This window comes from Agrobacterium cavarae (assembly GCF_004310285.1).
In the GTDB taxonomy this organism is placed as follows: Bacteria; Pseudomonadota; Alphaproteobacteria; order Rhizobiales; family Rhizobiaceae; genus Agrobacterium; species Agrobacterium cavarae.
On the sequence record NZ_SISF01000023.1, the window covers coordinates 245,195 to 270,451 of the forward strand.

At 56.6% G+C, this 25,257-nt stretch carries 20 protein-coding genes; 9 read left to right on the plus strand and 11 right to left on the minus strand.

The annotated features are described in order from the left end of the window. Positions 1-80: 80 nt before the first annotated feature. The 4 genes from EYC79_RS04285 to EYC79_RS04300 are packed head-to-tail and all read left to right on the plus strand — an operon-like array spanning position 81 to position 5,075. Positions 81-1,358 carry a DNA cytosine methyltransferase gene (locus EYC79_RS04285; RefSeq protein ID WP_130977240.1) on the plus strand — a complete coding sequence of 426 codons (1,278 nt, stop codon included), beginning with the start codon at positions 81-83 and terminating at the stop codon, positions 1,356-1,358. Continuing rightward, complete coding sequence (locus tag EYC79_RS04290; protein WP_130977241.1) at positions 1,355-3,526, plus strand: sensor histidine kinase; 2,172 nt, start codon at positions 1,355-1,357, stop codon at positions 3,524-3,526. Before EYC79_RS04285 ends, EYC79_RS04290 begins: the two co-directional genes overlap by 4 nt. Continuing rightward, the gene (locus EYC79_RS04295; protein WP_130977242.1) at positions 3,523-4,566 is read left to right on the plus strand and encodes a DNA-binding transcriptional response regulator; all 1,044 of its coding nucleotides are present in this window, start codon (positions 3,523-3,525) and stop codon (positions 4,564-4,566) included. Before EYC79_RS04290 ends, EYC79_RS04295 begins: the two co-directional genes overlap by 4 nt. Before the next feature lie 56 nt (positions 4,567-4,622). After that, entirely contained in the window at positions 4,623-5,075 is a 453-nt protein-coding gene (locus EYC79_RS04300) for a very short patch repair endonuclease (RefSeq protein ID WP_130977243.1), read from the plus strand. 863 nt (positions 5,076-5,938) lie between these two features. On the opposite strand, the gene EYC79_RS04305 is transcribed toward EYC79_RS04300, so the two are convergent. After that, the gene (locus EYC79_RS04305; RefSeq protein ID WP_062426994.1) at positions 5,939-6,412 is read right to left on the minus strand and encodes a DUF3597 domain-containing protein; all 474 of its coding nucleotides are present in this window, start codon (positions 6,410-6,412) and stop codon (positions 5,939-5,941) included. A gap of 391 nt (positions 6,413-6,803) precedes the next feature. Here EYC79_RS04305 and EYC79_RS04310 point away from each other — a divergent pair, with 391 nt between their 5' ends. Beyond that, positions 6,804-7,799, plus strand: coding sequence for a GGDEF domain-containing protein (locus tag EYC79_RS04310; RefSeq protein WP_165456955.1), 996 nt, complete (start codon positions 6,804-6,806; stop codon positions 7,797-7,799). Positions 7,800-7,953: 154 nt separating this feature from the next. Here the strand turns inward: EYC79_RS04310 and EYC79_RS04315 are convergent, their stop codons facing one another. The 4 genes from EYC79_RS04315 to EYC79_RS04330 are packed head-to-tail and all read right to left on the minus strand — an operon-like array spanning position 7,954 to position 11,681. Next, entirely contained in the window at positions 7,954-8,730 is a 777-nt protein-coding gene (locus tag EYC79_RS04315) for an ABC transporter permease (protein WP_130977245.1), read from the minus strand. Then, a complete protein-coding gene (locus tag EYC79_RS04320) occupies positions 8,717-9,538 on the minus strand; it encodes an ABC transporter ATP-binding protein (RefSeq protein WP_130977246.1) in 822 nt (273 codons plus the stop codon). The genes EYC79_RS04315 and EYC79_RS04320 overlap by 14 nt, the downstream gene beginning before the upstream one ends. Before the next feature lie 10 nt (positions 9,539-9,548). After that, positions 9,549-10,550, minus strand: a complete 1,002-nt coding sequence (locus tag EYC79_RS04325) for an ABC transporter substrate-binding protein (RefSeq protein ID WP_165456956.1) — start codon at positions 10,548-10,550, stop codon at positions 9,549-9,551. Positions 10,551-10,598: 48 nt separating this feature from the next. After that, complete coding sequence (locus EYC79_RS04330) at positions 10,599-11,681, minus strand: 4-oxalomesaconate tautomerase (RefSeq protein WP_062425115.1); 1,083 nt, start codon at positions 11,679-11,681, stop codon at positions 10,599-10,601. A 104-nt stretch (positions 11,682-11,785) separates the two neighbouring features. On the opposite strand from EYC79_RS04330, the gene EYC79_RS04335 reads away from it, so the two are divergent. Further along, positions 11,786-12,682, plus strand: a complete 897-nt coding sequence (locus EYC79_RS04335; RefSeq protein ID WP_130977247.1) for a LysR family transcriptional regulator — start codon at positions 11,786-11,788, stop codon at positions 12,680-12,682. A 486-nt stretch (positions 12,683-13,168) separates the two neighbouring features. Beyond that, complete coding sequence (locus EYC79_RS04340) at positions 13,169-14,305, plus strand: porin (protein WP_113226553.1); 1,137 nt, start codon at positions 13,169-13,171, stop codon at positions 14,303-14,305. A gap of 252 nt (positions 14,306-14,557) precedes the next feature. Here EYC79_RS04340 and EYC79_RS04345 read toward each other — a convergent pair whose 3' ends face one another. The 6 genes from EYC79_RS04345 to kdpF are packed head-to-tail and all read right to left on the minus strand — an operon-like array spanning position 14,558 to position 22,474. Next, the gene (locus EYC79_RS04345) at positions 14,558-15,244 is read right to left on the minus strand and encodes a response regulator (protein WP_062425072.1); all 687 of its coding nucleotides are present in this window, start codon (positions 15,242-15,244) and stop codon (positions 14,558-14,560) included. A gap of 45 nt (positions 15,245-15,289) precedes the next feature. Next, complete coding sequence (locus EYC79_RS04350) at positions 15,290-18,004, minus strand: sensor histidine kinase (protein ID WP_130977248.1); 2,715 nt, start codon at positions 18,002-18,004, stop codon at positions 15,290-15,292. A 5-nt stretch (positions 18,005-18,009) separates the two neighbouring features. After that, the gene (gene kdpC, locus EYC79_RS04355; protein WP_130977249.1) at positions 18,010-18,579 is read right to left on the minus strand and encodes a potassium-transporting ATPase subunit KdpC; all 570 of its coding nucleotides are present in this window, start codon (positions 18,577-18,579) and stop codon (positions 18,010-18,012) included. A gap of 2 nt (positions 18,580-18,581) precedes the next feature. Beyond that, positions 18,582-20,633, minus strand: coding sequence for a potassium-transporting ATPase subunit KdpB (kdpB, locus tag EYC79_RS04360; protein WP_130977250.1), 2,052 nt, complete (start codon positions 20,631-20,633; stop codon positions 18,582-18,584). Positions 20,634-20,644: 11 nt separating this feature from the next. Further along, the gene (kdpA, locus tag EYC79_RS04365; RefSeq protein ID WP_130977251.1) at positions 20,645-22,354 is read right to left on the minus strand and encodes a potassium-transporting ATPase subunit KdpA; all 1,710 of its coding nucleotides are present in this window, start codon (positions 22,352-22,354) and stop codon (positions 20,645-20,647) included. A gap of 18 nt (positions 22,355-22,372) precedes the next feature. After that, positions 22,373-22,474: a K(+)-transporting ATPase subunit F gene (gene kdpF / locus EYC79_RS04370; protein ID WP_194286758.1), complete on the minus strand. Its 102-nt coding sequence runs from the start codon at positions 22,472-22,474 to the stop codon at positions 22,373-22,375. Positions 22,475-22,767: 293 nt separating this feature from the next. Between kdpF and EYC79_RS04375 the strand changes: the two genes are divergently transcribed. Then, positions 22,768-23,703 carry an ornithine cyclodeaminase family protein gene (locus EYC79_RS04375; RefSeq protein WP_130977252.1) on the plus strand — a complete coding sequence of 312 codons (936 nt, stop codon included), beginning with the start codon at positions 22,768-22,770 and terminating at the stop codon, positions 23,701-23,703. Between the two features lie 246 nt (positions 23,704-23,949). Then, the gene (locus tag EYC79_RS04380) at positions 23,950-25,200 is read left to right on the plus strand and encodes a Zn-dependent hydrolase (protein WP_130977253.1); all 1,251 of its coding nucleotides are present in this window, start codon (positions 23,950-23,952) and stop codon (positions 25,198-25,200) included. The last annotated feature ends 57 nt before the right edge of the window (positions 25,201-25,257 follow it).

Here is a 25,257-nt window from a genome sequence, read left to right on the forward strand (position 1 = left end):
GGATAGAGTATTAACGGATAGGATGTGTCGGGGGGCCGCTACATCTGTAGTGATTCGCATCGTGCTTTACTCGGTTTTATATGCTTGACCTAAAAAAGGGCCGTGTCGCGCCTTTGACGTTCATTGACCTGTTCGCAGGCGCGGGAGGGCTGTCTGAGGGCTTTGTCCAAGCGGGCTTCGAGCCGATTGCCCATGTCGAGGCGGACCTAGCCGCATCATTTACGCTGCGCACTAGGGAGGCTTATTATCGATTGAAATCGGCGGGGCTTTCGTCACAATACGACGAATATTTGTCTGGAAGACTATCAAGAACCGAACTGTACAAAATCTCTCAAGTTCCGACACGTGTGATCAACGCAACAATTGGCCAAGAGACGTTAGACCAAATTTTTCGGCAGGTCGATTACCTTATTGGAGATTGCAAGCCAGATCTTATTGTTGGCGGGCCCCCTTGTCAGGCGTATTCGTTAGTTGGCAGAGCAAGGTCTGAACTCAAAATGGTCGGGGACAAAAGGAACTATCTATTTCTCTATTACGCAGAGTTCCTCAAGCGCTACAAGCCAAAATATTTTGTATTCGAAAATGTTGTCGGCCTCCTTTCTGCCAAGGAGAAGGAGGGTCGCCGCTATTTGGATATGATGCTGTCTCTGTTTAAGGACGCGGGTTACTCCGTAGAATGGAAAGTTCTATCCGCCGAAAAATTTGGTGTGCCCCAAAAACGCAAGCGCATAATCCTAGTGGGAAAATTCGGTGCCGAAAGTGGATTTTTTCCTGAGATTGCAGAGGTTGATGCGAACTTTTTTGTCCGAGACGCGATTGGCGACCTGCCGCCTATAAGAGCAGGTGAAGGCACCCCCTACGTTACGACAGTCTCCGCGCAACCAAGTCCGTGGCTTCGCCAATCTGGAATTTTAGCGTCCAATAATAAGGTTACGTGGCATGCCGCTCGTCCCCACAACGAAAGGGACCTGAGCATCTTTAAAGAAGTCGTAAACAGGTGGGTGAAGCTGAAGGAAAGACTGTCCTACGACGAACTTCCCGAAAAGCTCAAGAATCACAAGAACCGAACGTCGTTCACGGATAGGTTTAAAGTTGTGGCTCCTGATGTGAGTTTTTCTCATACCATTGTGGCTCATATCGCGAAGGACGGAAATTATTATATCCACCCGGACCTCACGCAAAACCGGTCGCTGACACCAAGAGAAGTCGCAAGACTTCAGACATTCCCTGATGATTATTTTTTTGAAAGTGCAAGCGGCCAACCCAGCCGCACAGCGGCATTTAAGCAGATAGGTAATGCAGTCCCTGTTGTGCTTGCGCGTCGAATAGCGGAATCAATTCGGAGGAATTGGAAATGACTGATGACGGCACATTTTCTATCCGGCCCGCGGGTAGACATATCCTTACTATCGGGCGCGATCTTATTCAGGATCCCTATGCAGCCGTTGTCGAGCTAGTCAAAAACGCTTTCGATGCGGACTCCGAATATGTTCTGCTTGAATTCAATGCAGATTCTGAGGCCGGTAAGTACACGATAGTGGTTTCCGATGGGGGCCACGGAATGTCGCGAAGCGATGTAGTGAATAGATGGCTCGTTCCCTCTACTAGTGACAAACTGCACCGTAAAACGAGCCCTAATGGCCGAATTCTGCAAGGCAGGAAGGGAGTTGGTCGATTCGCGGCATCAATACTTGGCGATGATCTGCTTTTAGAAACCACAAACAAGAGCGGTGAGAAGACGTCGGTATTCATTCAGTGGGACGTTTTTGAGCAGGCCGACTATTTGGATGAGGTCGACCTGTTGATCGACACGCGGACAGTGTCCCAGATGCCAGGGACTATTCTTACAATGCAGGGAGGCCGTGTAGGGCTTGAAGAGTGGAACGACGCACAGTTCAAAAGACTGAAGTACGAACTCAGAAAGCTTACACCCCCTACAACTGCTATATCCGGCATAGAGATTAAGCAGGAAAAATTTGATATACGACTGAAGGTGTCTGGCTTCGCGGGTGTACCCGATGCCGACGAAACTATTGATTCGTTTCCTATACTTGAGTTTTACGATTATATGATCTCGGGGCACGTTGATGAGCGGGGCCTCGGCAAGTTACGATACTCAACTCAAAAAATAGACAATGCCAGCAGCGAAGAATTCGATGTCGATTTTTCAGACCTGTATGAAAAAACATGCGGATCTCTTAAATTCGACATTAGAGTTTATGACCGCGATAAGGATGACATTGATCAGATTATCCGCAGAGGTCTTAAGGATCGCGAAGGAAATTACTTAGGGAACTTGGCCGCACGCCAACTGCTGAACCTCAACAACGGTATCGGCGTCTATAGAAATGGCTTCAGGATTCGTCCGCTCGGCGACGCGCAATACGATTGGTTGAAGCTGAATCAACAGCGTATCCAAAACCCATCGAGGAAAATCGGTAGCAACCAAGTTATCGGATTCGTGCATATTGAATCAGAAGAGAAGTCAGGCCTAGTTGAAAAAAGCGCGCGTGATGGCCTCAAAGAAAATACCGCCTACAACAGACTTATCGAAATCACGCAGAGCGTCATTGAGCAGCTCGAACGACGGAGATTTGCTCTTCGTAGGTCTCTTGAACTCGGCAAACCCAAATCCAGAGTTGAAAGGCAGATAAGTCAGCTTTTCACAAATGACCACGTGAAAGTTGATATTGTCACGAGACTGGAGAGATCCGGAATTGATGCAAAGGTCACTCGGGAAATCTCCGATATACTTTCCCGTGATATGGCTGAAAAAAACAAAGCCGCTGAGAGCATAAGGCAGACGGTAGCTGTCTATCAGGGACAGGCAACACTCGGAAAAATTGTTAATGTTGTTCTTCATGAAGGGCGCAGACCCCTCAATTTCTTCAAGAATCAAGTTCCTAACCTCGATTATTGGGCAAGCGTCTTCAACGATAATCCTACGTCAGACAACCTGTCCAAGATCCTTCCTATAGCTAATGAGTTAGGTCACAACGCGAAGGTGTTTGTTGAGCTCTTTAGCCGTCTTGACCCATTAGCCGCCGGGAAACGCGCTGAATCGCATCTTTTTAAGTTAGCGAGCACGCTCGATGGTGCACTTAAAGTTTTCGAGACGACCATGAGCGACCTCGGCATTAAAGCAGCTCTAGAAGGTCCGTCTGATTTCGAGTTCTTAGGATGGAAAGAAGATTTCTACGCGATCTTCACAAACCTTATCGATAACAGCACCTATTGGCTGCGGGAGAAGAGGGTCGCCTCACCAACAATTACAATCCGGTTTGAGATTGAAGAAGGCAAGCTGGCCCACATTGACTATCGGGACAACGGCCCGGGAATTGACAAGGCTCTTATCGAAACAGAGGTGATATTTGATCCCGAGTTCTCGACGAAGACGGACGGTACGGGTCTCGGTCTCGCGATCGCAGGTGAGGCAGCTGCGAGAAACGGACTTGAACTCAAAGTATTAGAATCGGCAGATGGGGCATACTTTAGACTTCAGCCAGTAAGTGGGGGCGTACTGTGAGCATCAAGCTTTTACTTGTCGAGGACAACGAAGAGGATCGTCAAGGCTTCCTTCAAAGTGTCGAGCGCTTCAACCACGAGAAGAAGACAGAGATATCTGTCGTCGAGTGTAAGACACTAGACGATGCGCTTGAGAAAATTGATCGCAGCTTCGATGGTGCGGTAATCGATATGAAATTGGGGAACCAAGGTGGCGAAGGAAATGAGATTCTAAAACTAGTTGATGAATGGAATCTCCGAATGCCAATAGTTGTACTTACTGGGACACCCAGCGAGGCCGACCACGCTTACGTTCACATTGACGTGCAGAAAAAAGGAGAAGCAGATAACCTGGTCATATTAGAGGACTTTAGGCAGATTCACGCCTCGGGGCTAACGAAAGTGATGGGTTCGCGTGGACTTCTCGAGAAATGCTTAAGTGACGTATATAAGAAAAACATTTTGAATCAGAAGGCCGCTTGGAAAGCGTATGGCATGGCTAATTCTGAAAAATCAGAAAAGGCATTGATGCGGCATGTTCTCAATCACCTGATTCAAATGGTCGATCTTGACGAGGAAAGCTGTGTCGCAGAGGAGTTTTACATTTATCCTCCGATAGGAGACGTCTTGAGAACCGGAAGTGTTGTCAGGCGCAGTGGGTCGAAGGACTATTATCTCGTTATAAATCCACTTTGTGATCTCACGTTCAGAGAGAGCGGCGAATTCAATGCGAGAATGATTATGCTTTGCCGTATATCGACACTTACCGAATGCGAGATGCACCTGCCTGAGAAAAAGCAAAATTCTGAGGGCAGAAAAACGTTGAAAAGAAACTTGGATGGGAACAACAAGTCGTCTTATCACGCGTTGCCGAAAACCGCCTTTTTTGATGGAGGCTACATAGATTTCGAAGATATAATCTCGATCTCTAAAAGGAAGTTTAAAGATGGCTTCGAAGAGCCACTTCTGCAGATAGCTCCAGCCTTCATAAAAGACGTCACCGCGCGCCTTTCAGCATATTACGGTCGTCAAGGCCAACCCTCCCTTAGCAACGTCGATTGAAGTTCCTATATCTCCTCGATACAGCTATTCTGCTCCGCAGCACTTTAGGTATTTGAATGTCTCGACGAGCGCCACTGCCCCTAAAGCCTGGTACGGCTGCGCACCGCGCTTGGAACATGTCACGTATCCGAGGTAAAGATACAAAGCCAGAGCTGGTTGTTCGTCGCCTGCTGTTTGCCGACGGCTTTAGATACCGGTTACACGCTGCTGACTTACCTGGTCGGCCAGACATCGTGTTTCGATCGAGAAGGAAAGTCATTTTTGTTCATGGATGTTTTTGGCACCAACACAGTGGATGTCGGAATGCCAATATCCCGAAAACAAGGACGGACTTCTGGATCACAAAACTCATGAGCAATGTTTTCCGAGATCAGTCGGTCTTACATCAGTTATCCGAGAAAGGATGGTCAGCATTGGTCATTTGGGAATGTGAGACCAAGGACATCGACAGATTGAGGGTAAAGCTTCACGAGTTTTTACGCTACTCAGCTGTTCTCGGTTCTGAGTAACATTCCACTTTTAGGTAGATTGTCCATCGCAAGTAAGACGAAAAGGACGCGAATGTCGTTACCAATTATCACGACTAATGATAGGAACCGCGGTTGTATCGCATTCCCTATTTTTGCAACTTAAAAGAGATTCATCAAAGACCAAATGGTCCCATTCCGACTGATGCTCCCTGAAACTGTCGGAAATCAAACTGAGCTGGCCGGAGTTGGTCCGCAGTGGTCGTGAATACAGCACAGTCTAGCCCACTGTTGAATCCACCTCAAAGAAAACGTATAATTATAACTGATAACTTCCAAGTCCGATCTAGTCGTCGTGGGTCGTTTTTCACCTTAACGGATTAAAGTTCGCGTCAAACAGCAAGATGGCGCCGGAGTTCGGAAACTAGCGAAAATGTAGCGTAAACTTAAGTTATATAAATAAATTCAGTTAGTTATAAAGAGAATTTTCAATTGAAAATCCGCGTGTCGGTGGTTCAAATCCGCTCCCGGCAACATATAATTTTCCTAACCGATAAAATCGTTTTTGAGACGCGTTTCCGTGGTCGACCCTCCTTGGCTGGTCTTCGTTTCTATCGAGTTTACCAGAAAGCAAGCTCGGTGACAGCACACCTTGGAGCGTCAGGCGGCAGATCTTACGCAAATCTTGCAGCACTGTCCTAAAGGCGCCTAATTGGCTGAGAGACTGACGAGCGCGCGAGAGACTGCATGCCAGATAAAAGCAACAAAAAAGGCCGGGGCGAATTCGCACCGACCTATTGTCGCTTGTCATCTGCCGCCAGTACATCCGTGGTCAACGTGCAAGCGGTGGCGCCGCCACGCCACTCGGTGAAGAGAATGCGGAGCGGCGCGTTTGGTTCCAAATTTTAATCGAGTAATTCTGCGGGTACCTTGCCGCCATTTTCTGACAGTTTTTTAAGCAAAGCCTTGTGAAGCCAGTTGTTCATCTCGGCCGAGCCATTGAGTTCGCCGGTATAGCCGAGTTCCTGCGCCAGTTCCTTGCGCTCTGCGAGGCTTGCATCCATGCCGAGCGCCTTCATGAGATCGACGATCGAATGTTTCCAGTCGAGGCGATGTCCGCTGCGCTTGACTGCGGCGTCGAGCTGCGACGCGACATCGACCTGCTGGGTGGATGCAGAGGTTGGCGCCGACGGGACGGGCGCCGAGCTGCCGGAGGTGGAGGGAACGGCTTGGCCCGTGCCGCCGACGGGCGGTGCGGTGGTTGCGGCGGGCTCGGGGATGGATGAAGGCGCTGGTGTCGGTTCAGTGGCGGACGGGGATGTCTGCTCGGCATGGGCCGAACCGAAGATCGCGTCTTTGATTTTGCCGAAGATGCTCATGATGTTTCCTCCTTGGACTGATTATCGATGTCGGTCCAACGGATCGAACGCGGGTCGCGTTCCGATTGGATGCGAAAAAGCCGGCCCTACCCAGGGTAGCCATCACTACCGGGGCGATTGTCTGCTTTGAAAATCGAGGTAGACACTGCGGCAACAGGAGCCGGCCATGCAGAAGATCTGAAGAAATGTGGGACATGTTGGCGCTTCTCCAAGTGTAGCGAACACGAATATTAATGGCTTTTCAATCGATGTCGGGCATCATCGCTTCCCACACATGGAGGTATTGATGCGGCGGTTGTCGTCGGGCGCGATTTTAAACTTTGCGTCATTACGCTGGATTGCATCTATTGATCCGACATTGCCCCATGAGGTGCAAAAGCGTCTTCGGGACATGTTCTTCAGCTCCACCAAGCCGTTTTTTCTTGGAGCGGCCAACTCCACCGCGGTTCTCAGTGTCGCCTTCTACAGGATCGGTGATCCTGTGTTTCTGGTCATCATAGCGTTGGAAGTGATGCTCCTCGTCGCCAGACTAGCGGCTATTCGAACGGCGGAGCGGAGCAAGGCTCCCTTCTTTGTGGTCGGGCTGACATGGGCTTTGACGCAGGCTTTCACGATCTCGCTCGTTGTGCTGTCGCGCGACATTCCAATGACAATCATCGTGCTGGCCTCAAGTCTCGCTGCCATCGGCAGCATCATCGGCCGCAACTTCGCCGCACCGCGCTACGCCATGACGCAGGTCCTGCTCCTCGACTTGAGCTTCAAGGCGAGTTTCAGCTTTCTTTATCCCGAGTTTCTGCCGCTCATCCTCTGTCAGACCGTGCTGTTCTTTCTGATGAACCTGACGATGATTGAGCAGCAGCGGAGCGTCACCGTGCGTGCGATCATCGCAGAAATCGAAAGCCGGGCGCAATCCTTTCGCGATCCTCTCACGGGGCTCCTCAATCGCCGCGGCATGGAACGCGCATTCGAAAGCCTGACCGTGGATGGTGCTCGACCATCGCTTCTTTTTCTCGATCTCGACAACTTCAAGCAGGTGAATGATGGGCACGGACATCGTGTGGGCGATCTGCTGTTGGAAGAGGTTGGACGACGCCTGACATCGGCGATCGGTCCTGATGCGGTGGCCTGTCGTCTGGGTGGAGACGAGTTTCTTATTCTCTGCAAGGAGAGGACCGTTCAGGGCATCGAGAATCTCGGTGCCAGGCTGATTGCGTCGCTTTCTGCTCCTTACGACATCGGCTCGATGGTAACGGCCCATGTGGGCGCCAGCATTGGCGCAGCGCTTGGCGGCAAAGACACAGATATGACCGGAATGATGGTGCTCGCCGATAAGGCACTCTATGGCGCAAAGGGGAATGGCAAGGGCCAGTGCGTGCTGGCGACGTGAGCTTCTATAGGCGCGGGCTAAGTACGACTGGGGAACTCTGGTGTGTGGAGCGGATCGAAACCTTCGCCGCGCGCCGTCGATGCGCTCTTAGTGCTAATGCAAAAAGGGCGGCCAATCGACCGCCCCTTCCAATCCTGTCGCAGCATGTGCCGTCTCAGGCAGGCCGCTCTTCACCGGCATTTGGACGCCAGGTAATCAGCTTCTTTTCGGCAACATCAAGGATGAGGTCGATGATGAGAACGAAGATGGCCAGGATGATGATGCCTGCGAAGACGCCGACAGCATCGAAGTTGCCTTCGGAGCGGGCAATCAGATAGCCAAGGCCAGCGGATGCGCCGAGATACTCACCAATGATGGCGCCGACGACCGCAAAGCCGACGGAGGTGCGCAGGGAAGACAGGATCCAGCTTGCTGCGGCCGGGAAGTAGACATGGCGCAGAAGATCGGAGCGCTTGGCGCCGAGGATGCGGGTGTTCGACAGAACGACCGGGTTGACTTCGCGAACGCCCTGCATGGCGTTGAAGAAGGTGACGAAGAACACCAGCGTTACGGCCAGCGCAACCTTGGACCATAGGCCGAGACCGAGCCAGAGAACGAAGATCGGTGCCAGGACGACGCGCGGGATGGCGTTGACGGCCTTGATGAACGGGTCGAGGACGCGCGCCACGAAGGGGCTGAGACCGAGCCAGACGCCAGCGCCGACGCCGAGACCCGTACCAATCAAATAGCCGAGAACCGTTTCACTGAGGGTGATGCCGACATGCTTGTAGAAGCCGGCGTCGCCCACCCAGTCGATCACCTGTTTGACGATGTCGAAGGGGGCGGGGAAGAAGAAGCGGTCGATGGCGCCGGTGGATACGCCGAGCTGCCATCCACCGAGAATGACGACCAGAAGTATGACCTGGATGAGGCGAATGTTAATGGCGTGCATAGCTTTTCTCCACTTCGCCGCGCAGGGATGCCCAGATATCGCGGTACAGAGTCATGAATTTCGGATCGAGTTTGATTTCAGCGACATTGCGCGGACGCTCGAGATCGACAGGGAAGCTTTCGATTACGCGGCTCTTCGGACCAGCGGCCAGAACGACGACGCGGTCGCCAAGCGCAATGGCTTCTTCCAGATCGTGGGTGATCATCACGACCGCGCGGCGATCTTCCTGCCACAGGCGCAGAAGCTCGTTCTGCATCAGATGGCGGGTGTGGATATCGAGCGCCGAAAAGGGCTCGTCCATCAAGATGACCTTCGGCTCGGTGATGAGAGCCTGGGCCATCTGCACGCGCTTGCGCTGGCCGCCGGACAGCATGTGCGGGAAGCGGCTTTCGAAGCCTTTGAGGCCGACTTTTTCAAGCCACGCCATGACCTTCACCCGGCGTTCCGCTTCCGGCACGCCACGGAACATCAAGCCCAGCTCGACATTCTGATAGGCCGTTTTCCAGGGAAGCAGGGCATCCTGCTGGAAGAGATAGCCGATATTGTTCTGCACGCCATTGACGGCCGCACCATCAATGCTGACGGAGCCCTTGGCGGGTTTCAACAGGCCGGCGATTGCATTGAGGATGGTGGATTTGCCGCAGCCCGTCGGGCCGACGATGGAGAGGAACTCTCCATCGCCAACCGCGAGGTTGACATCCTGAACGGCGGTGAAAGAACCAAATGCCATCGTCACATTATCGATGGCAACCATCGATTTTGGTTCTGACTGTGCCACCGGCGTGAGCTTTCTGACTGGTGAAGACATGGACGGACCCTCAGTTTGCGGGTTTCGAAGCGGCGGCTTCGACGAACTTGTTGGTGTAGGTGGTGTTGAGGTCGATCGTCGCCTTGGCCACAGCCTCGTTGAAGCTTTTCAGCACGGCGAGCGGCGTTTCGAGATCTTTCGGCTCGAACTTGCCGTCTTCGGAGAAGATTGCCTTGGCCGCTTCGACAGCCTTGATGTAGGTCGCCTTGTCGCCCGAGACGAAATCGTCCGGCAGCTTTTCGACGATCTCTTCAGCCGAATGCGCCTTCATCCAGTGCAGCGCCCGCACTGTGGCGTTGGTCACCTTCTGGATCACTTCCGGATTGGCATCGATATAATCCTGGGTCGCGTAAAGGACAGAGGTGGGATAGATGCCGCCATAGACATCCTTGGCACCTTGATCGCTGCGCGCATCGATCAGGATCTTGCCGAGGCCACGTTCGACCACGATGGTTGCAGCCGGGTCGTAATTGACGAGCAGGTCGATCTTTCCCTGCTGAAGAGCGGCGACGGCTGCAGCACCGGAACCGACGCCGATGATCGAGATATCGTTGTCGCTGAGATTATGTTCCTTCATGTAGTAACGGATGAAGAAGTCGGAGGACGAGCCCGGCGAGGTGATGCCGACCTTCTTGCCCTTGATCGTCTCAGGCTTGGACGGATCGAAGTCGGTGTCGTTCTTGCCGGCGAGAACCAGGCCGGAATTTCGGGCCAGCATCACGAAACCGACGACGTGCTTGTTCTGCGACTGCATCTGGATGGTGTGGTCGTAAAAGCCGACGGCGACATCCGTAGAGCCGGCAACAAGCGCCTGAAGCACCTTGGAACCGCCCTGGGCGAAGTTCTCGGTGGTCACATCCAGACCTTCATCCTTATAGTAGCCGAGGCTGGCTGCAACGGGGAAAGGCAGATTGTTGAGGTTATAGGAACCAACGCTCATTCTGACGGATTCGGCATTGGCGGTGGCTGCGAAGGCGCAGAGCGCTGCAGTGGCTAGCAGGAATTTACGCATGTGGGTCTCCTCCCGGTTTTCTCTATGCTGTTGCCATAATGGCGTTGTCTATGCTGCGTGTTCAATCGCGGCTGCTGGTTTTGCGAAGGCGAAACCTTCGAAGAGACGGCGCGCGGTTCTCACAAGACCGGCCGCAATGGCGCCGTTTCGCAGTTCAAGTTGGACGTCGAGACGTCCTGCCGGATGCTCGATCCGGATGAGTGTCGGAACGCTGGGCTGTCCAGCTTCCTCGAATGCCACCGTGCCGGGGGTGACGGCAGCGGTCGCAATGCCCACGGCACCGGTTGTCGCCAATGCCGGGTGGCATTCATTCGGCATGAAGTAGCGCACCGACATCGTTCCGTCTTTTCGCGCGGGCGAGATCAGCACAGGCTTGGGGATCACCATGTCGGACACATCGCCCATGCCCATCAACTTGCCCGCTTCGAGGCGGATCCGTGTCATGCGATCGATCAGCGCGCGATTGGCCGTCAGCGCCTGAGGATCCTCATATCCCGTGACGCCGAGATCGGCAGCGCGCATCAAAACCATCGGCATGGCGCAGTCGATTGCCGTCACATCGACGCCATCGATGACATCGACCGGCTTACCGGTCGGCAAAAGCTTGCCGGTTTTGGCACCAGCCGAGTCGACGAAGGTCAAGGCAATCGGTGCTGCAAGCCCGGGTACGCCGTCGATCGATGCGTCTCCCAGGTAGATCACTTCACTGCCGCGGGTGGGAACCTTGGCCTCGATCAACTTGCCGGTATTCACATTGTGAATGCGCACCAGCGTGTCATGTTCCTTGGCCGCCACGAGCCCCGCTTCGATGGCAAATGGGCCGACGGCTGCGAGCATGTTACCGCAATTGGGAGAGTAATCCACGAACTGCCGGTCGGTCCGAACCTGAGCGAAGAGATAGTCGATATCCGCGCCCTTCACTTTCGACGGTCCGATGATCGCGACCTTCGAGGTGACCGGATTGCCGCCGCCAATGCCGTCGATCTGAAGCGGATGGCCCGAGCCCATGATAGAGAGGAGAGCGGCATCTCGCTGGGCTGGATCGCGTGGCAAATCCGATGCCAGGAAAAACGGCCCACGAGAGGTTCCGCCGCGCATCAGCACACAAGGTATCCTAAGGAGATCGTTCATCTTCGCCTCAATCTTGCATTTCATGGATCAATCGGTCCAGTTGTTGCAATATGAGGAAGAAAGGCTTATTTGTTAAATGCAATTTTCGAGAGGTTTATTGCGATATGAGCATCAATTGCGAAATTCTTGATCTTCGCGCATTTCAGGCGGTGGTGGAACTGGAGAGTTTTCATCGGGCAGCCGAGGCACTGCACATTTCGCAACCGGCTCTGACCCGGCGCATCCAGAAGCTGGAGCAGGCGATCGGTGCCCCGTTGCTGGAGCGCACCACACGCCACGTCGCGCCAACGGCCATGGGACAAGAGGTGATGCCCTTGGTCAGACGCATGCTGGAAGAATTTGATGGTTCTCTTTTTGCCATGAGGGATGGCGCGCTTCGCCGTGGCCTGATCACCATGGCCTGTGTTCCGACGGCTGCCTTCTATTTCCTGCCTACCGTCATCAAGACCTTCAGCGAGCAGTATCCGCATATAAGACTGCGCATCCGAGATCTGACGGCCAATGAAGGCTTGCAGGCCGTGGCGCGCGGCGAGGTGGAGTTCGGTATCAACCTGATGGGAAATTCTGATCCCGATCTGTCATTCGAGCCGCTCATCGATGACCCTTTTGTTCTCGCCATGCGGAAGGATCACCCGCTGGCAAACTATGACACGATCCATTGGAATCAGTTGGAGCCCTATCCACTGGTGGTGGTCGATCGCTCCAGCGGCAACAGAACACTGTTGGATGGGGCGCTGGCACGCCATAATCTCAAGCTCAACTGGTTCTATGAGGTCACACACCTCAATACGTCGCTGGGGCTGGTCGAAGCGGGCCTCGGCATTTCCGTGCTGCCGCGTCTCGCCACCCCACAGGAAGACCATCCCTATCTGGTATCCCGCCCGATTGTCGATCCGATCGTTTCGCGCACCATCGGGATCGTGCAAAGAAGAAGCAGTGCGCTTTCGCCCGCTGCGGAGAAATTTGTGGCGATGCTCCTCAAGACCTGGAAAACACCGTGAGGCTCTTGGTCGATTGAACTGCCAGGGGTTGAGAGATCCGTTCTTTGTATAAAGAGGTCCTCCTGTCTGATTTTGGCCTCAGCCACAAGACTGCGCTCGTCAGGAGCGCGGTCTTGCGCAAAGTCTCCGTCGAGTGAGCGAGAAGACTTTGGCGTTCGCGAATCGTCGTTTCCAAAGATCGCGCCACGAGCTTTTCACGAATCGCTACTCGCGCCGTCGTGCTCTCACAAGCGAGGCCTTTGGTGAGGACGACCTGCCAAACCTTAACAGGGTCTTAAATTTCCACCGCCATATTCGTCCGACCTAACGTAAGTTGTGCCTAAAATACAACACGCTAAAATTCGGACAATCTGAAAACGTGCTAATTTAGTGATATACGATTGCGAGAGAGGGGGGCTTTCTGTCTATTGGTTCGTGAAGCGGGGGGCACCTCAAGGGCATGTTCCTGGTCGCCGCTTTTGTAACGAAACATGACTGGAGGTCATTATGAACATCAAGAGCCTTCTCATCGGCTCCGCTGCAGCTCTTGCAGCAGTATCTGGCGCAAAGGCTGCTGACGCTATCGTCGCTGCTGAGCCAGAGCCCCTGGAATATGTACGCGTCTGCGATGCATTCGGCACGGGCTTCTTCTACATTCCTGGCACTGAAACCTGCTTGAAGTTCGGCGGCTATGTTCGCTTCCAGACCGAATTCGGTCGTGACCGTTCCGGCACGTCTGACTGGGACTCCTTCACACGCGCTCAGTTCGAAGTTGACACCCGCACTGACACCGAGCTTGGCGCTCTGCGTGGCTTTATCGGCTTCCGCGGCAACGCAGACTCCGGCGTTGGCGGTGCAACTGCTGGCACGTCCGGCAACCAGGGTTCTGGCGTATTCGTTGACCAGGCCTTCATCGAACTCGGCGGCCTGAAGGTCGGTAAGTTCTACAGCTGGTGGGACGATGGCCTCTCTGGCGAAGCTGACGTTCTCTCCACGAACGCTCTGTTTAACTCCATCCGTTACACCTACGACGCTGGTTCCTTCTGGGCTGGTATCTCGGTTGACGAACTGGAAGGCACCAACGCTGGTTTCGTAACTGCGACCGGCGTTATTGATCCGGTAACTGGTCTCGAAATTGGCACGCAGGAAGCTGACAACAACGTCGGCATCACTGGCGGCATCGGCGGAAACTTCGGCGGTGCAGCGCTGCAGCTGATCGGTTCCTACGACGTTGACCAGGAAGAAGGCGCAGTTCGCCTGATCGCAACGGCTGAAATCGGTCCTGGTACGCTCGGCCTGGCTGGTGTTTGGGCTTCTGGCGCAAACGCTTACTATGCAGAGTCCGAATGGGCTGTTGCTGCTGAATACGCCATCAAGGCGACCGATCGTCTGACGATCACTCCTGGTGCCCAGTGGTTCGGCAACGTTGCCAATCGTGCAACGATCGTAACGGCCGGTGGCGACGAGTTCTCTGGCATCATCACGAACGACTTCTCGAACCGCGACGCCTGGCAGGCTGGTATCACGGTTGATTACAAGATCACCGAAGGTCTCTCCACCAAGGTTGCAGTTAACTACTACGACGAAGACGGTGCAGACACCGACCAGTGGAACGGTTTCGTTCGCCTTCAGCGTTCGTTCTAATATAGTCTAACCGACTGTATTGACTAAGAAAGCCCGGCACATCGCCGGGCTTTTTTTATTTTAGAAAAGCCTAAAAAATACTAGACAAGCCAGATTTTTCTATGCATCATGTCCTCAGTCAAAAGGCGTGATCCACAGCCAAAAGCTTCGTCTGTTGACTCCAGTCAAGGCCCATCAGCCCCCCTAGGCTGATGGGCAGGCACTGCCAAACTTCCTTCAAGAAGACCGCCTGGCACTCTCAAATCTTCCCGCTCATTCCGTCACGAAACGATAGCCGACCCCGGATTCCGTCTGGATGATCTTCGGCTGCGCAGCATCCCGTTCGACCTTCTGTCGCAATTGGCCAATGAAGACTCGAAGGTAGTGCAGATCCTCCCCATGTGCTGGCCCCCAAACCGAGGTCAGAAGCGTGCGATGCGTCACCACGCGACCAGCATGGTGCGCCAGGAGCGTCAGGAGATCATATTCCTTCGGCGTCAGCTTGATGCTGGCGCCATCACGGGCAACGATGCGGCGCTGGGTATCGATCGACAGGCCATCCGCCTCGATCGAGGAGGGCAGGCTCTCTGATTTGCCCACATGGCGCATGGCCGTGCGGATGCGGGCGGTCAATTCACCGATGCCAAAGGGCTTTTCGATATAGTCGTCGGCACCGAGATCCAGTGCCGCGATCTTCTCGGTCTCGCGGTCGCGGGCGGAGAGAATGATAATCGGCAGTGTCGACCAGCCGCGAAGATTGGCGATGACATCTTTACCATCCATATCCGGCAGGCCGAGATCGAGAATGATCACATCTGGAGCGGACGTGGCGGCAGCCTTGATGGCGTCAGCGCCGTTTTCGGCCTCGATCACGTCGTAACCGGCGGCAGCCAGTGCCGGGCGCAGGAAGCGCCGGATCTGCGGCTCGTCATCCACCACCAGAATGCGTCCCAAGGTCATTGATTCTGCCTGCTTCCTATATGTTCGAGAGAGTACTCTTCGCCACTACATATCGTGCTTTCCGAAAATCGATTCCGATTTTTGCGCCGATGCCGTCACCGGAAAGCGCATGACGATACGCGTGCCGCGCTTCTTCACCGCCGGGCTTTCCGCATGAATTCGCCCGCCCATGGCTTCGATAAAACCTCGAGCAATGGAAAGACCAAGTCCCGTTCCCGGAGATCGCCCATCCGAGCGGGAGCGACGATAGAATTTTTCGAAGATGCGGTCGAGATCCTCGCCGGGAATGCCTTTACCATTATCGGTGACGGAAACGACGATTTCCTCCCCATCGCGCCTCGCATAGACATTGACCGGGTCGCCGCCACCATATTTGGCGGCGTTGTCGAGAAGGTTGAACAGCACCTGGCCGAGCAGAACCGAATCGGCGCGAATGACCGGCAAATCCTTGGCGATGCCGGTCTCGAAGCTCTGCGAGGGGAAGTATTTGCGCGTCCGCTCGACCGCAGAGCGGATCACGTCGGCGACATCCACCCAGTCCCGCTTGGCCTGCAAGGTGCCGGCGGTGATGCGGGTCATGTCCAGAAGATTGGCAACGAAGCGGCTGAGCCTCGCACTTTCTTCTTCGATGGACTGCAGTAGATCGTCGCGGCTTTCCGGTGACATGCGATCACCCAATTCCCTAAGGCTGGTGACCGAGCCGGTGATCGTGGCGAGCGGTGTGCGCAGATCGTGCGAAATGGAGGATAACAGTGCTTCACGGTATCGCTCGCCTTCTAGCCTTGCCGCTTGCTCAGCACTTTCTGAGGAGAGCCGCGCGCGGTCGATGGCTGTTGCCGCCTGATCGAGTATCGCGGCAAGCTTCCGCTCGGCATTGGAATCAAGCCCGCTCGTTCCGGGTTCAAAACCGCAGACACCGACGACGCCATGCGGGCTGGTCAGCGGACGGAACTGGAAGCGTCCGTTGGGAAGCGTACCGGTACCAGATCCTGACGGTTCCGAGCGGCTGCCTGCCCAGCGCGCCGCTGTCAGTTCTGAAACGCCAAGTTCGGTGTCCGGGGGCCATGCCGCAACGACGTCCAGATCGTCGCCTTTTGGCAGAAGCATGACCACATGGCGGCCCAGGCTGCCCTGCAACTGTGTGACCGATGCCCACAAGACTTCCTCCGGCTTTGCCGTCCCGGCAAGCTTTCGGGAAAAATCATAAAGCGCCTGCATGTCGGCGGCGCGTTGACGGGCGGCCTGCGCTTGTTCGCGGATGCGTGATGCGAGGCTGCCGGCGATCAGTGCCGCCACGATGAAAACCGCAAGCGCAAAGACTTCATGCGGCGAGGCGATGGTGAAGGTCTCGACCGGAGCAATGAAGAAGAAGTTATAGGCAAGCGCGGATACAATCGCGGCCATCAGGGCCGCCATGAAACCAGCGGCGGATGCAGCCGCCAGAACGGCCAGCAGAAACAGCAGCGAGATATTCGGCAGATGCGTGAACTGGTCCAGTGCAAGTCCGGCGAGCGTCGCGCCTGCGACCGTGCCGATAGCGCAGAGAAGGGACCGGGAGAAGGCGGACAGTTGAAAGCCTCGCTTCTTTCGGGTGGATACACCCGGAACCTTGGCTGCATCCGCAGTGACGAGATGAAGCCCAATGCCGCTTGCCTCTTTCGCCAGAGCGTCGGCAAGGCTCGGCCGAAATGGGTTGGAAAACCACCTGCGGCGCTGAGAGCCGATAACGATCTGGGTGGCGTGCTCGCGCCGTGCGAGTTTCAAAATTTCCGTGACGAAGTCATTGCCCGTAACGTGACGCGTCTCAGCTCCCAGCTTTTCGGCGAAGCGAAAGGCCTCATCGATCCGCCGCAGGCTATCCTCATCCATAGTCTCCTGGTCGTCTCGCGCCATGCTGACGACGGTCCAGGGAGCGTTGAGACCGGAGGCAAGACGGCTCGCGACGCGCACCACCTTGTCCGACAGGGCGTCAGCACCGATACAAACCAGTAGCCTCTCGCCAGTCGCCCAAGGCCCTTCGATGGCGTTTTGCCGCAGATAGTCAACCATCTGATCGTCCACCCGGTCTGCGGTGCGGCGAAGGGCGAGCTCGCGCAAAGCTGTCAGATTACCGAGGCGGAAAAAGCGGTCGGTGGCGCGCCTGGCGCTGTCCGGCAGATAAACCTTGCCTTCCTTCAGCCGCTCGATCAGTTCGCCGGGCGGAAGGTCCACCAGCACCACATCGTCGGCACGCTTCAGCACCGTGTCCGGCACTCGTTCGCGAATGGTGACACCGGTAATCTGCGAAACGAGATCGGAGAGGCTCTCGAGATGCTGGATATTGAGCGCCGTCCAGACATCGATCCCGGCGGAGATCAGTTCTTCGATATCCTGGTAGCGCTTGGGGTGGCGAAATCCTTCCGGGTTTGAATGGGCAAGCTCATCGACGATGATGACGCGCGGCTTGCGGGCAAGCGCTGCATCGAGATCAAATTCCTTGAGCATCTTGCCGCGATAATCGACCTCAAGGCGCGGCAGCACGTCGAGGCCCTCAAGAAGCGCCGAAGTTTCCGCCCGTGCGTGGGTTTCGACGAGGCCGATCACGACTTCGACACCATCGGCCTTCAGTCGGCGTGCCCGCGCCAGCATGGCGTAGGTCTTGCCCACACCTGGCGCTGCGCCTAAAAATATAGTGAGCTTGCCCCGGCGGTCTTTCTCCGCCAGGGCAAGCAATGCATCGGGATCGGGCCTGTTCAAGCCCTCACGGTCATGTGACGCCATTCGTCTCAGCTCTTCAGCGCATCGAGCGCAAGGTTCAACTCTAGCACATTCACGCGCGGCTCGCCGATAATCCCAAGCAGCCGTCCCTCGGTTTTTTGGTCGACCAGCGCTTTTACGGCCTCTGGTGAAAGGCTGCGTGCCTTGGCAATCCGCTCGACCTGCGCGGCAGCGAAATCCGGTGTGATATGCGGGTCGAGACCCGAGCCAGAGGTGGTCACCGCGTCGGCTGGAACCGGCGAAGCGATACCCGCGCCGTTCAGCCGTACAACGTCGCCAGCAACCCGGTCCTTCAGCTTGGCAGATGTGGTGCCAAGATTGGAGCCCGAAGAAGCGGCGGCGTTGTAGGCATCTGGGCTGGTCGCGGAGGGGCGCGGCCAGAAGTAGCGATCGGAGGTGAAGTTCTGGCCAATCAGGCTGGAGCCGATGACCGCATCGCCTTTGCGGATCATTGATCCGTTAGCCTGCGCGGGCATCAGCGATTGCGCAATACCGGTGATCGCCAGTGGATAGCCGAGACCGGTCAGCGCGATGAAGAAGGCCAGGATGACGATGGCGGGACGAATTTGGTTCAGCATGATTACACCAGATGAAGTGCGGAGACCGCGATATCGATGACCTTGATCCCGGCAAAGGGCAGAAGCAGACCGCCGAGGCCGTAGACGAGCAGGTTTCGCCTGAGAAGCGACGCCGCCGCTGCAGGGCGATAGGCCACGCCCTTCAGCGCCAGCGGGATGAGAGCGATGATGATCAGCGCGTTGAAGATGACGGCGGATAGGATGGCCGATTGCGGTGATGACAACGCCATGATGTTGAGTGTGCCGAGAGCCGGATAGGTCGTGACGAAGAGTGCCGGGATGATGGCGAAGTACTTCGCCACATCGTTCGCAATCGAAAACGTCGTCAGCGAACCGCGTGTCATCAGCAGTTGTTTGCCGATTTCGACGATCTCGATGAGCTTGGTCGGGCTGGAGTCGAGATCCACCATATTGGCGGCTTCACGTGCTGCCTGCGTCCCGGTCTGCATGGCAACGCCAACATCGGCTTGCGCAAGCGCTGGCGCGTCATTGGTGCCATCGCCGCACATGGCGATCAACCGGCCGCCCTTCTGTTCGCGGCGAATATAGTCGAGCTTGTCCTCAGGCGTCGCTTCCGCCAGAAAATCGTCCACGCCCGCTTCGGAGGCAATCGCCGCTGCGGTGACGGGATTGTCGCCCGTGACCATCACGGTGCGAATGCCCATGGCACGAAGTGCTGCAAAGCGCTCCTTGATGCCGGGCTTGACCACGTCCTTCAGGTGGATGACGCCAAGCAGGCGGTTGCCTTCGGCTACGCCAAGCGGCGTTCCGCCGGTGCGGGCAATGCGATCCACGGCCTGGTGAAACTCCGCCGGCGCCTTGCCATCGGTGGCGTTGGCGAACTTCAGAATGGCGTCGATCGCGCCCTTGCGGAAGGATTTACCGTTCGTATCGACGCCGGACAGACGCGTCTGTGCGGAGAAGGGAACGACAGCATCGACGGTCACCTTGGGCGAGGCAATTCCGAATTCGCCTGTTGCAAGCGCTGCAATGGAACGGCCCTCCGGCGTCTCGTCGGAAAGGCTTGCGAGCAGGGCAGCTTCCGCCACCTGTTCAGCCGTCACGCCTGGCACCGTAGTGAAATCTGCTGCCATGCGGTTGCCGAAGGTAATGGTGCCGGTCTTGTCGAGGAGAAGCGTATCGACATCGCCTGCCGCTTCCACCGCGCGGCCGGACGTGGCGATGACGTTGAAGCGTACGAGACGATCCATGCCAGCAATGCCGATGGCGGAGAGAAGGCCACCGATGGTGGTGGGAATGAGGGTAACAAGAAGGGCTGCCAGCACCGTGATGGAGACCAGCGTGCCGGAGTAGCCCGCCAGACCCCAGACGGTGACGACGACGATCAGGAAGACGAGGGTGAGGCCGGACAGCAGGATCGAGAGCGCGATCTCATTCGGCGTCTTCTGGCGCTCCGCACCTTCGATCAGCGCAATCATCCGATCGACGAAGCTTGCGCCGGGCGGCGTGGTGATGCGGATCTTGAGTTGATCGGACAGAACCTGCGTGCCGCCGGTGACGGCCGAACGGTCGCCGCCGGATTCGCGGATGACGGGCGCAGATTCGCCGGTGATTGCGCTTTCATTGACCGAGGCCACGCCTTCGATGACTTCACCATCGCCGGGGATGAGTTCGCCCGCATCGACGATGACGATGTCACCGACCTTGAGCATGGTGGCCGCGATGCTCTCCTCTTTGCCGTCCGCCGTGAGCCGGCGCGCGGAGAGGTCCGAGCGGGTGCGCTTCAGGCTGTCGGCCTGGGCGCGACCGCGCCCTTCGGCCACCGCTTCGGCGAAGGTGGCGAATAGCACCGTGAACCAGAGCCAGGCCGCGATCTGGCCCGAAAAGACGGCCGTGCCGTTATGGGCGAGAAGATCGCGGATGAAGAAGATGGTCACGACAGCTGCGACGATCTCCGTAACGAAGATCACCGGGTTGCGCATCAACTGCCTGGGATCAAGCTTGATGAAAGCGTTCTTGATGGCTGGACCGATGATGGCGGGGTCGAAGAGGCTAGGTCTCGCTGGAGCCGATGAGTTTGGATGTGTGGACATCTTTTTGCTTTCTAGAAAGTCTGGCCGGCAAGCATGGCGAAATGCTCGACGATGGGGCCGAGTGCGAGCGCGGGGAAGAATTGCAGCCCGCCGAGAATGAGGATGATGCCGACGAGAAGGCCTACAAAGAGCGGGCCATCCGTTGGAAAGGTACCACTTGAGGCCGGGACGCGGACCTTCGCTGCAAGCGATCCGGCAATCGCCATCACCGGCACCACGTAGGCGAAACGACCAAGCAGCATCGAGATGCCAAGCGTTGTGTTGTACCAGTCGGTATTGCCGGAAAGGCCGCCGAAGGCCGAGCCGTTATTGCCGGCCGCGGAGGTGAAGGCATAAAGGATTTCCGAAAGGCCGTGTGGACCGGCCGTGCCGATGCTGGCAACCGCAAAGGGCAGCATGGCGGAGATGGCGGTAAAGCCGAGAATGACGGTGGGCAGGATCAAGACCGCCAGCATGGCGAATTTCATCTCGCGACCCTCGATCTTCTTGCCGAGAAACTCCGGCGTGCGACCAACCATCAGGCCGGCGACGAAGACGGAAAGGAGCGCGAAGACGATCATGCCGTAGAGACCGGAACCGACGCCGCCCGGCAGAACCTCGCCAAGCTGGATCAGGAACATGGGAGCAAGTCCACCAAGGCCGGTGAAGGAGCCGTGCATGCCGTTGACGCCGCCATCCGAAAGACCGGTGGTGACAGCTGCATAGAGCGCGGTCATGGCCTGGCCGAAGCGAACTTCCTTGCCTTCCATATTGCCCTGCGCAGCATCGACACCGATCGATGTGAGGATCGGGTTGCCGGCACTTTCGGCCCAGTAGACGGTGGCAACACCCGCAATCAGCAGAACGGCCATGGCGGAAAGCAGCACCCAGCCCTGGCGGCGGCTGCCGACCATCTGGCCGAAGGTGTAGATAAAGGCCGCCGAAATGGCGAGCATCGAGAAGATGTTGAGATAGTTGGAAAGTGCTGTCGGGTTCTCGAAGGGATGGGCGGCATTGGCGTTAAAGAAGCCGCCACCATTGGTGCCGAGCTGCTTGATCGCTTCCTGGCTGGCAACGGGCCCGAGCGAAATGACCTGCTGGCTTCCTTCAAGGGTGGTTGCGGTTACACTGGCATCCATCGTCTGCGGTAGGCCCATGGCGACGAAGGCGAGTGCCACGATGACCGCGATCGGCAGCAGCACATAGAGCGTGGCGCGGGTCATATCCGCCCAGAAATTGCCGAGCGTGCTTGCCTGCGAACGGACGAAGGCGCGGGTAAAGGCAATTGCGAGTGCCATGCCGACTGCGGCGGAAAGAAAGTTCTGCACCGTCAATCCAGCCATCTGGCTGAAATTGCTCATTGTCGCTTCGCCGGCATAGTTCTGCCAGTTGGTGTTGGTCACGAAGCTGACGGCGGTGTTGAAGGCGAGGCCCGGTTCCACGTTGCCGAAGCCCTGTGGATTGAAGGGCAGGAAAGCCTGAAGGCGCAGGATGGCGTAGAGTGCTGCAAAGCTGGCAATCGAGAAGGCGAGCATGGAGAGCGTGTAGCCAAGCCAGCTCTGCTCCTTCTTGATATCGACACCCGCCACGGCATAAAGACCGCGTTCGACGGGAGCGAGGACCGGCGTCAGCCAGGTCCGCTCACCGTTGAAGACGTGCGCCATGTAGAGGCCGAGCGGTTTGATAACCAGAAGCACGGCGATGAAAAGGAGGCTGATTTGCAGCCACCCGAGAATGGTCATGGGGATTCTCCAGGAAAATCAGAAGCGTTCCGGACGCAGCAGGGTGATGATGAGATAGACGCCGAGCGCAATGGCCACGACGAGGCCGAAGATGGGTTCCAGCATGGCAGCACCTCTCAAAACCGGTTGAGGGCGCGCGCGTAAAGCGCCAGCACGATTAGCGTGCCGAAGCCGAGCGCCAGAAAAAGGACATCGGGCATGGTGTTCTCCTGTTATGTCAGGAGAGCATGATGCTGCCGATCGCCGTCATATTTCGATTGGGAAGATGTCGGGTGCGCATAAGGAAAAGATAAAGATCAGCGGCGCAAGTGGTCAGGTCGAGAGCACGATTGATAAAGAAGCCTTCCCAAAAACATATTGACCTCAACCGTGGTTGAGATCGCAAGGTCACCCAAACCGATGGAGTGGCTATCATGACGACAATCTTGGACGACCAAAAACTGAGTGGTTACAGCTTAATGCAGACGGCGATTGAGGCTGTTGCAGCGTTTATGGTGGCGCGCGCTGATGGGAAGACGGTGTCTCCCCCTCGACATCATGTCCCATTCGATGGCCATGGAGATTTGGTCTTCACGATAGGCGGTGTGTCCGGTGACAGGCCGCTCGCTGGCTTCCGTGTCTACGACACCTTCACCGGGAACGAACAGACCCAGATCGTCGCGGTTTGGTCGGCCGACGATGCCCGGCTCAAGGGCGTCGTCCTGGGCGAGCGTCTCGGAGCAATCAGAACAGGGGCTATCGGTGGCGTGGCCATACGGCACCTCAGTCCGCCGGACGCCAAAGTCGTTGGTTTGATAGGAAGCGGACTTCAGGCCCGCATGCAGTTGGCCGCCGCAGCGTCCGTTCGGCCAATCAGAAAGGCCTATATTTATAGCCGCGATGCGAGGCATCGTGCAGCCTTTGCCGAGGACATGCAGGCGCAGCTTGGCCTCGAGGTGAAACCGGTTGCTTGCGCAAAAGATGCAGCAAAGGAGGCAGATATCGTGATCTGCGCTACATCGAGCACCCGGCCTATCTTGGATATGTCCGATCTCAAGCCCGGAGCGCACATTAACACACTGGGACCTAAAACAATCGACGCCCATGAGTTGGGATTGGATGTTGCCGCTGCCGCCAGCATCATCGCGACCGATTCCAAAGAACAAGCCCGCTCCTACGCTTCCCCCTTTTTTCTTCAGGGTTCCAGGCATGAGCAACGCATGGTGGAGCTCTCGGATATTGTCGCAGGGCGCACCACGCACCGGACGTCATCGGACCAGACCACTCTTTTTTGCTCGGTTGGTCTTGCGGGAACGGAGGTTGCGGTGGCTGCCGCGATCCTCGACAGCCTGTCGGGAAAAGACGCGTGAACCGAATAATCTTCGCAATGCCTGCTCAGGCCAAAGCTTTTCAGCGTGACGACATCATGTATCTTCGGAGCTGGCGAATCGTAAAATGAGAACGTCGGGACAATTCCCGTCGCCCACTGTACGAGCGCCGCAGCCGTGGCAAACACGGCACGAAACAAGAAAGGCTGAAGAGGCCAAAGATGGGAACGACGCACGGTATTGGTCGAGCAGGCTGAATGCTGGCAAAAGGAATGGAAGGAAGACGCTATGGCTGCGCCCGGTGAAAATATGCGCGTTGATGCCGACCGGCTTTGGGATGCGCTGATGGACATGGCGAAGATTGGCCCCGGCATCGCCGGCGGCAATAATCGCCAAACGCTGACCGACGCGGATGCTGGAGGCCGCGCCCTGTTCCAGTCCTGGTGCGAGGCGGCGGGCATGACGATGGGCGTGGACAAGATGGGCACGATGTTTGCCACCCGCGCCGGCGAAGACCCCGATGCTCTGCCGGTCTATGTCGGATCGCACCTCGACACCCAGCCGACAGGCGGCAAGTTCGATGGTGTGTTGGGCGTTCTCGCAGGCCTAGAGGTCATACGCACCATGAACGATCTCGGTATCCGCACCAAGCATCCCGTCGTCGTCACCAATTGGGCAAATGAGGAAGGCGCGCGCTTTGCGCCCGCCATGCTCGCCTCCGGCGTCTTTGCCGGCGTCCACACGCTTGAGCACGCCTATTCGCGCAAGGATACGGACGGCAAGACCTATGGTGAGGAGTTGCAGCGCATTGGCTGGCTGGGCGAGGAAGAGGTCGGTGCGCGCAGGATGCACGCCTATCTCGAATATCACATCGAACAGGGGCCGATCCTCGAAGCCGAAAACAAGACGATCGGTGTCGTGACCCACTGCCAGGGGCTGTGGTGGCTGGAATTCACTTTGACCGGCAAGGAGGCTCATACCGGCTCCACGCCGATGGCCATGCGCGTCAACGCGGGACTGGCGATGTCGCGGATTATCGAGATGGTGCAGACCGTGGCGATGGAGAGCCAGCCCGACGCGGTCGGCGGTGTCGGCCAGGTGATCTTCTCGCCCAATTCCCGCAACGTCCTCCCCGGCAAAGTCGTCTTCACCGTCGACATTCGTACCCCCGATCTCGCCAAGTTGAACCGCATGCGCGAGCGGATCGAGGCAGAGGCGGCTGAGATTTGCGCCGCCATCGGCGTCGGATATTCGGTTGAAGCGGTCGGCCATTTCGACCCTGTCACTTTCGATCCCGCTTTGGTGGATACAGTCCGCCGTTCGGCGGAGAAGCTTGGATATTCGCATCGCGACATCATCTCAGGTGCCGGGCATGATGCCTGCTGGGCGGCGAAAGTCGCGCCCGCCACCATGATCATGTGCCCCTGCGTCGGCGGTCTTTCCCATAATGAAGCGGAAGAGATTTCCAAGGAGTGGGCTGCGGCTGGCTGCGACGTACTGTTCCATGCGGTCGTCGAAACCGCAGGCGTGGTGCAGTAGCTCGGTCGCGCGCCCACGCCGTGCGGAAAGACACGGGTGGGTGTGGCGGCGAAACAG

Excerpts from the sequence above, each read along its gene's own strand:
- EYC79_RS04285 (WP_130977240.1), top strand. The coding sequence starts at position 81 with ATGCTTGACCTAAAAAAGGGCCGTGTCGCGCCTTTGACGTTCATTGAC.
- EYC79_RS04290 (WP_130977241.1), top strand. The coding sequence starts at position 1,355 with ATGACTGATGACGGCACATTTTCTATCCGGCCCGCGGGTAGACATATC.
- EYC79_RS04300 (WP_130977243.1), top strand. The coding sequence starts at position 4,623 with ATGTCTCGACGAGCGCCACTGCCCCTAAAGCCTGGTACGGCTGCGCAC.
- EYC79_RS04305 (WP_062426994.1), bottom strand. The coding sequence starts at position 6,412 with ATGAGCATCTTCGGCAAAATCAAAGACGCGATCTTCGGTTCGGCCCAT.
- EYC79_RS04310 (WP_165456955.1), top strand. The coding sequence starts at position 6,804 with ATGTTCTTCAGCTCCACCAAGCCGTTTTTTCTTGGAGCGGCCAACTCC.
- EYC79_RS04315 (WP_130977245.1), bottom strand. The coding sequence starts at position 8,730 with ATGCACGCCATTAACATTCGCCTCATCCAGGTCATACTTCTGGTCGTC.
- EYC79_RS04320 (WP_130977246.1), bottom strand. The coding sequence starts at position 9,538 with ATGTCTTCACCAGTCAGAAAGCTCACGCCGGTGGCACAGTCAGAACCA.
- EYC79_RS04325 (WP_165456956.1), bottom strand. The coding sequence starts at position 10,550 with ATGCGTAAATTCCTGCTAGCCACTGCAGCGCTCTGCGCCTTCGCAGCC.
- EYC79_RS04330 (WP_062425115.1), bottom strand. The coding sequence starts at position 11,681 with ATGAACGATCTCCTTAGGATACCTTGTGTGCTGATGCGCGGCGGAACC.
- EYC79_RS04335 (WP_130977247.1), top strand. The coding sequence starts at position 11,786 with ATGAGCATCAATTGCGAAATTCTTGATCTTCGCGCATTTCAGGCGGTG.
- EYC79_RS04340 (WP_113226553.1), top strand. The coding sequence starts at position 13,169 with ATGAACATCAAGAGCCTTCTCATCGGCTCCGCTGCAGCTCTTGCAGCA.
- EYC79_RS04345 (WP_062425072.1), bottom strand. The coding sequence starts at position 15,244 with ATGACCTTGGGACGCATTCTGGTGGTGGATGACGAGCCGCAGATCCGG.
- EYC79_RS04350 (WP_130977248.1), bottom strand. The coding sequence starts at position 18,004 with ATGGCGTCACATGACCGTGAGGGCTTGAACAGGCCCGATCCCGATGCA.
- kdpC (WP_130977249.1), bottom strand. The coding sequence starts at position 18,579 with ATGCTGAACCAAATTCGTCCCGCCATCGTCATCCTGGCCTTCTTCATC.
- kdpB (WP_130977250.1), bottom strand. The coding sequence starts at position 20,633 with ATGTCCACACATCCAAACTCATCGGCTCCAGCGAGACCTAGCCTCTTC.
- kdpA (WP_130977251.1), bottom strand. The coding sequence starts at position 22,354 with ATGACCATTCTCGGGTGGCTGCAAATCAGCCTCCTTTTCATCGCCGTG.
- EYC79_RS04375 (WP_130977252.1), top strand. The coding sequence starts at position 22,768 with ATGACGACAATCTTGGACGACCAAAAACTGAGTGGTTACAGCTTAATG.
- EYC79_RS04380 (WP_130977253.1), top strand. The coding sequence starts at position 23,950 with ATGGCTGCGCCCGGTGAAAATATGCGCGTTGATGCCGACCGGCTTTGG.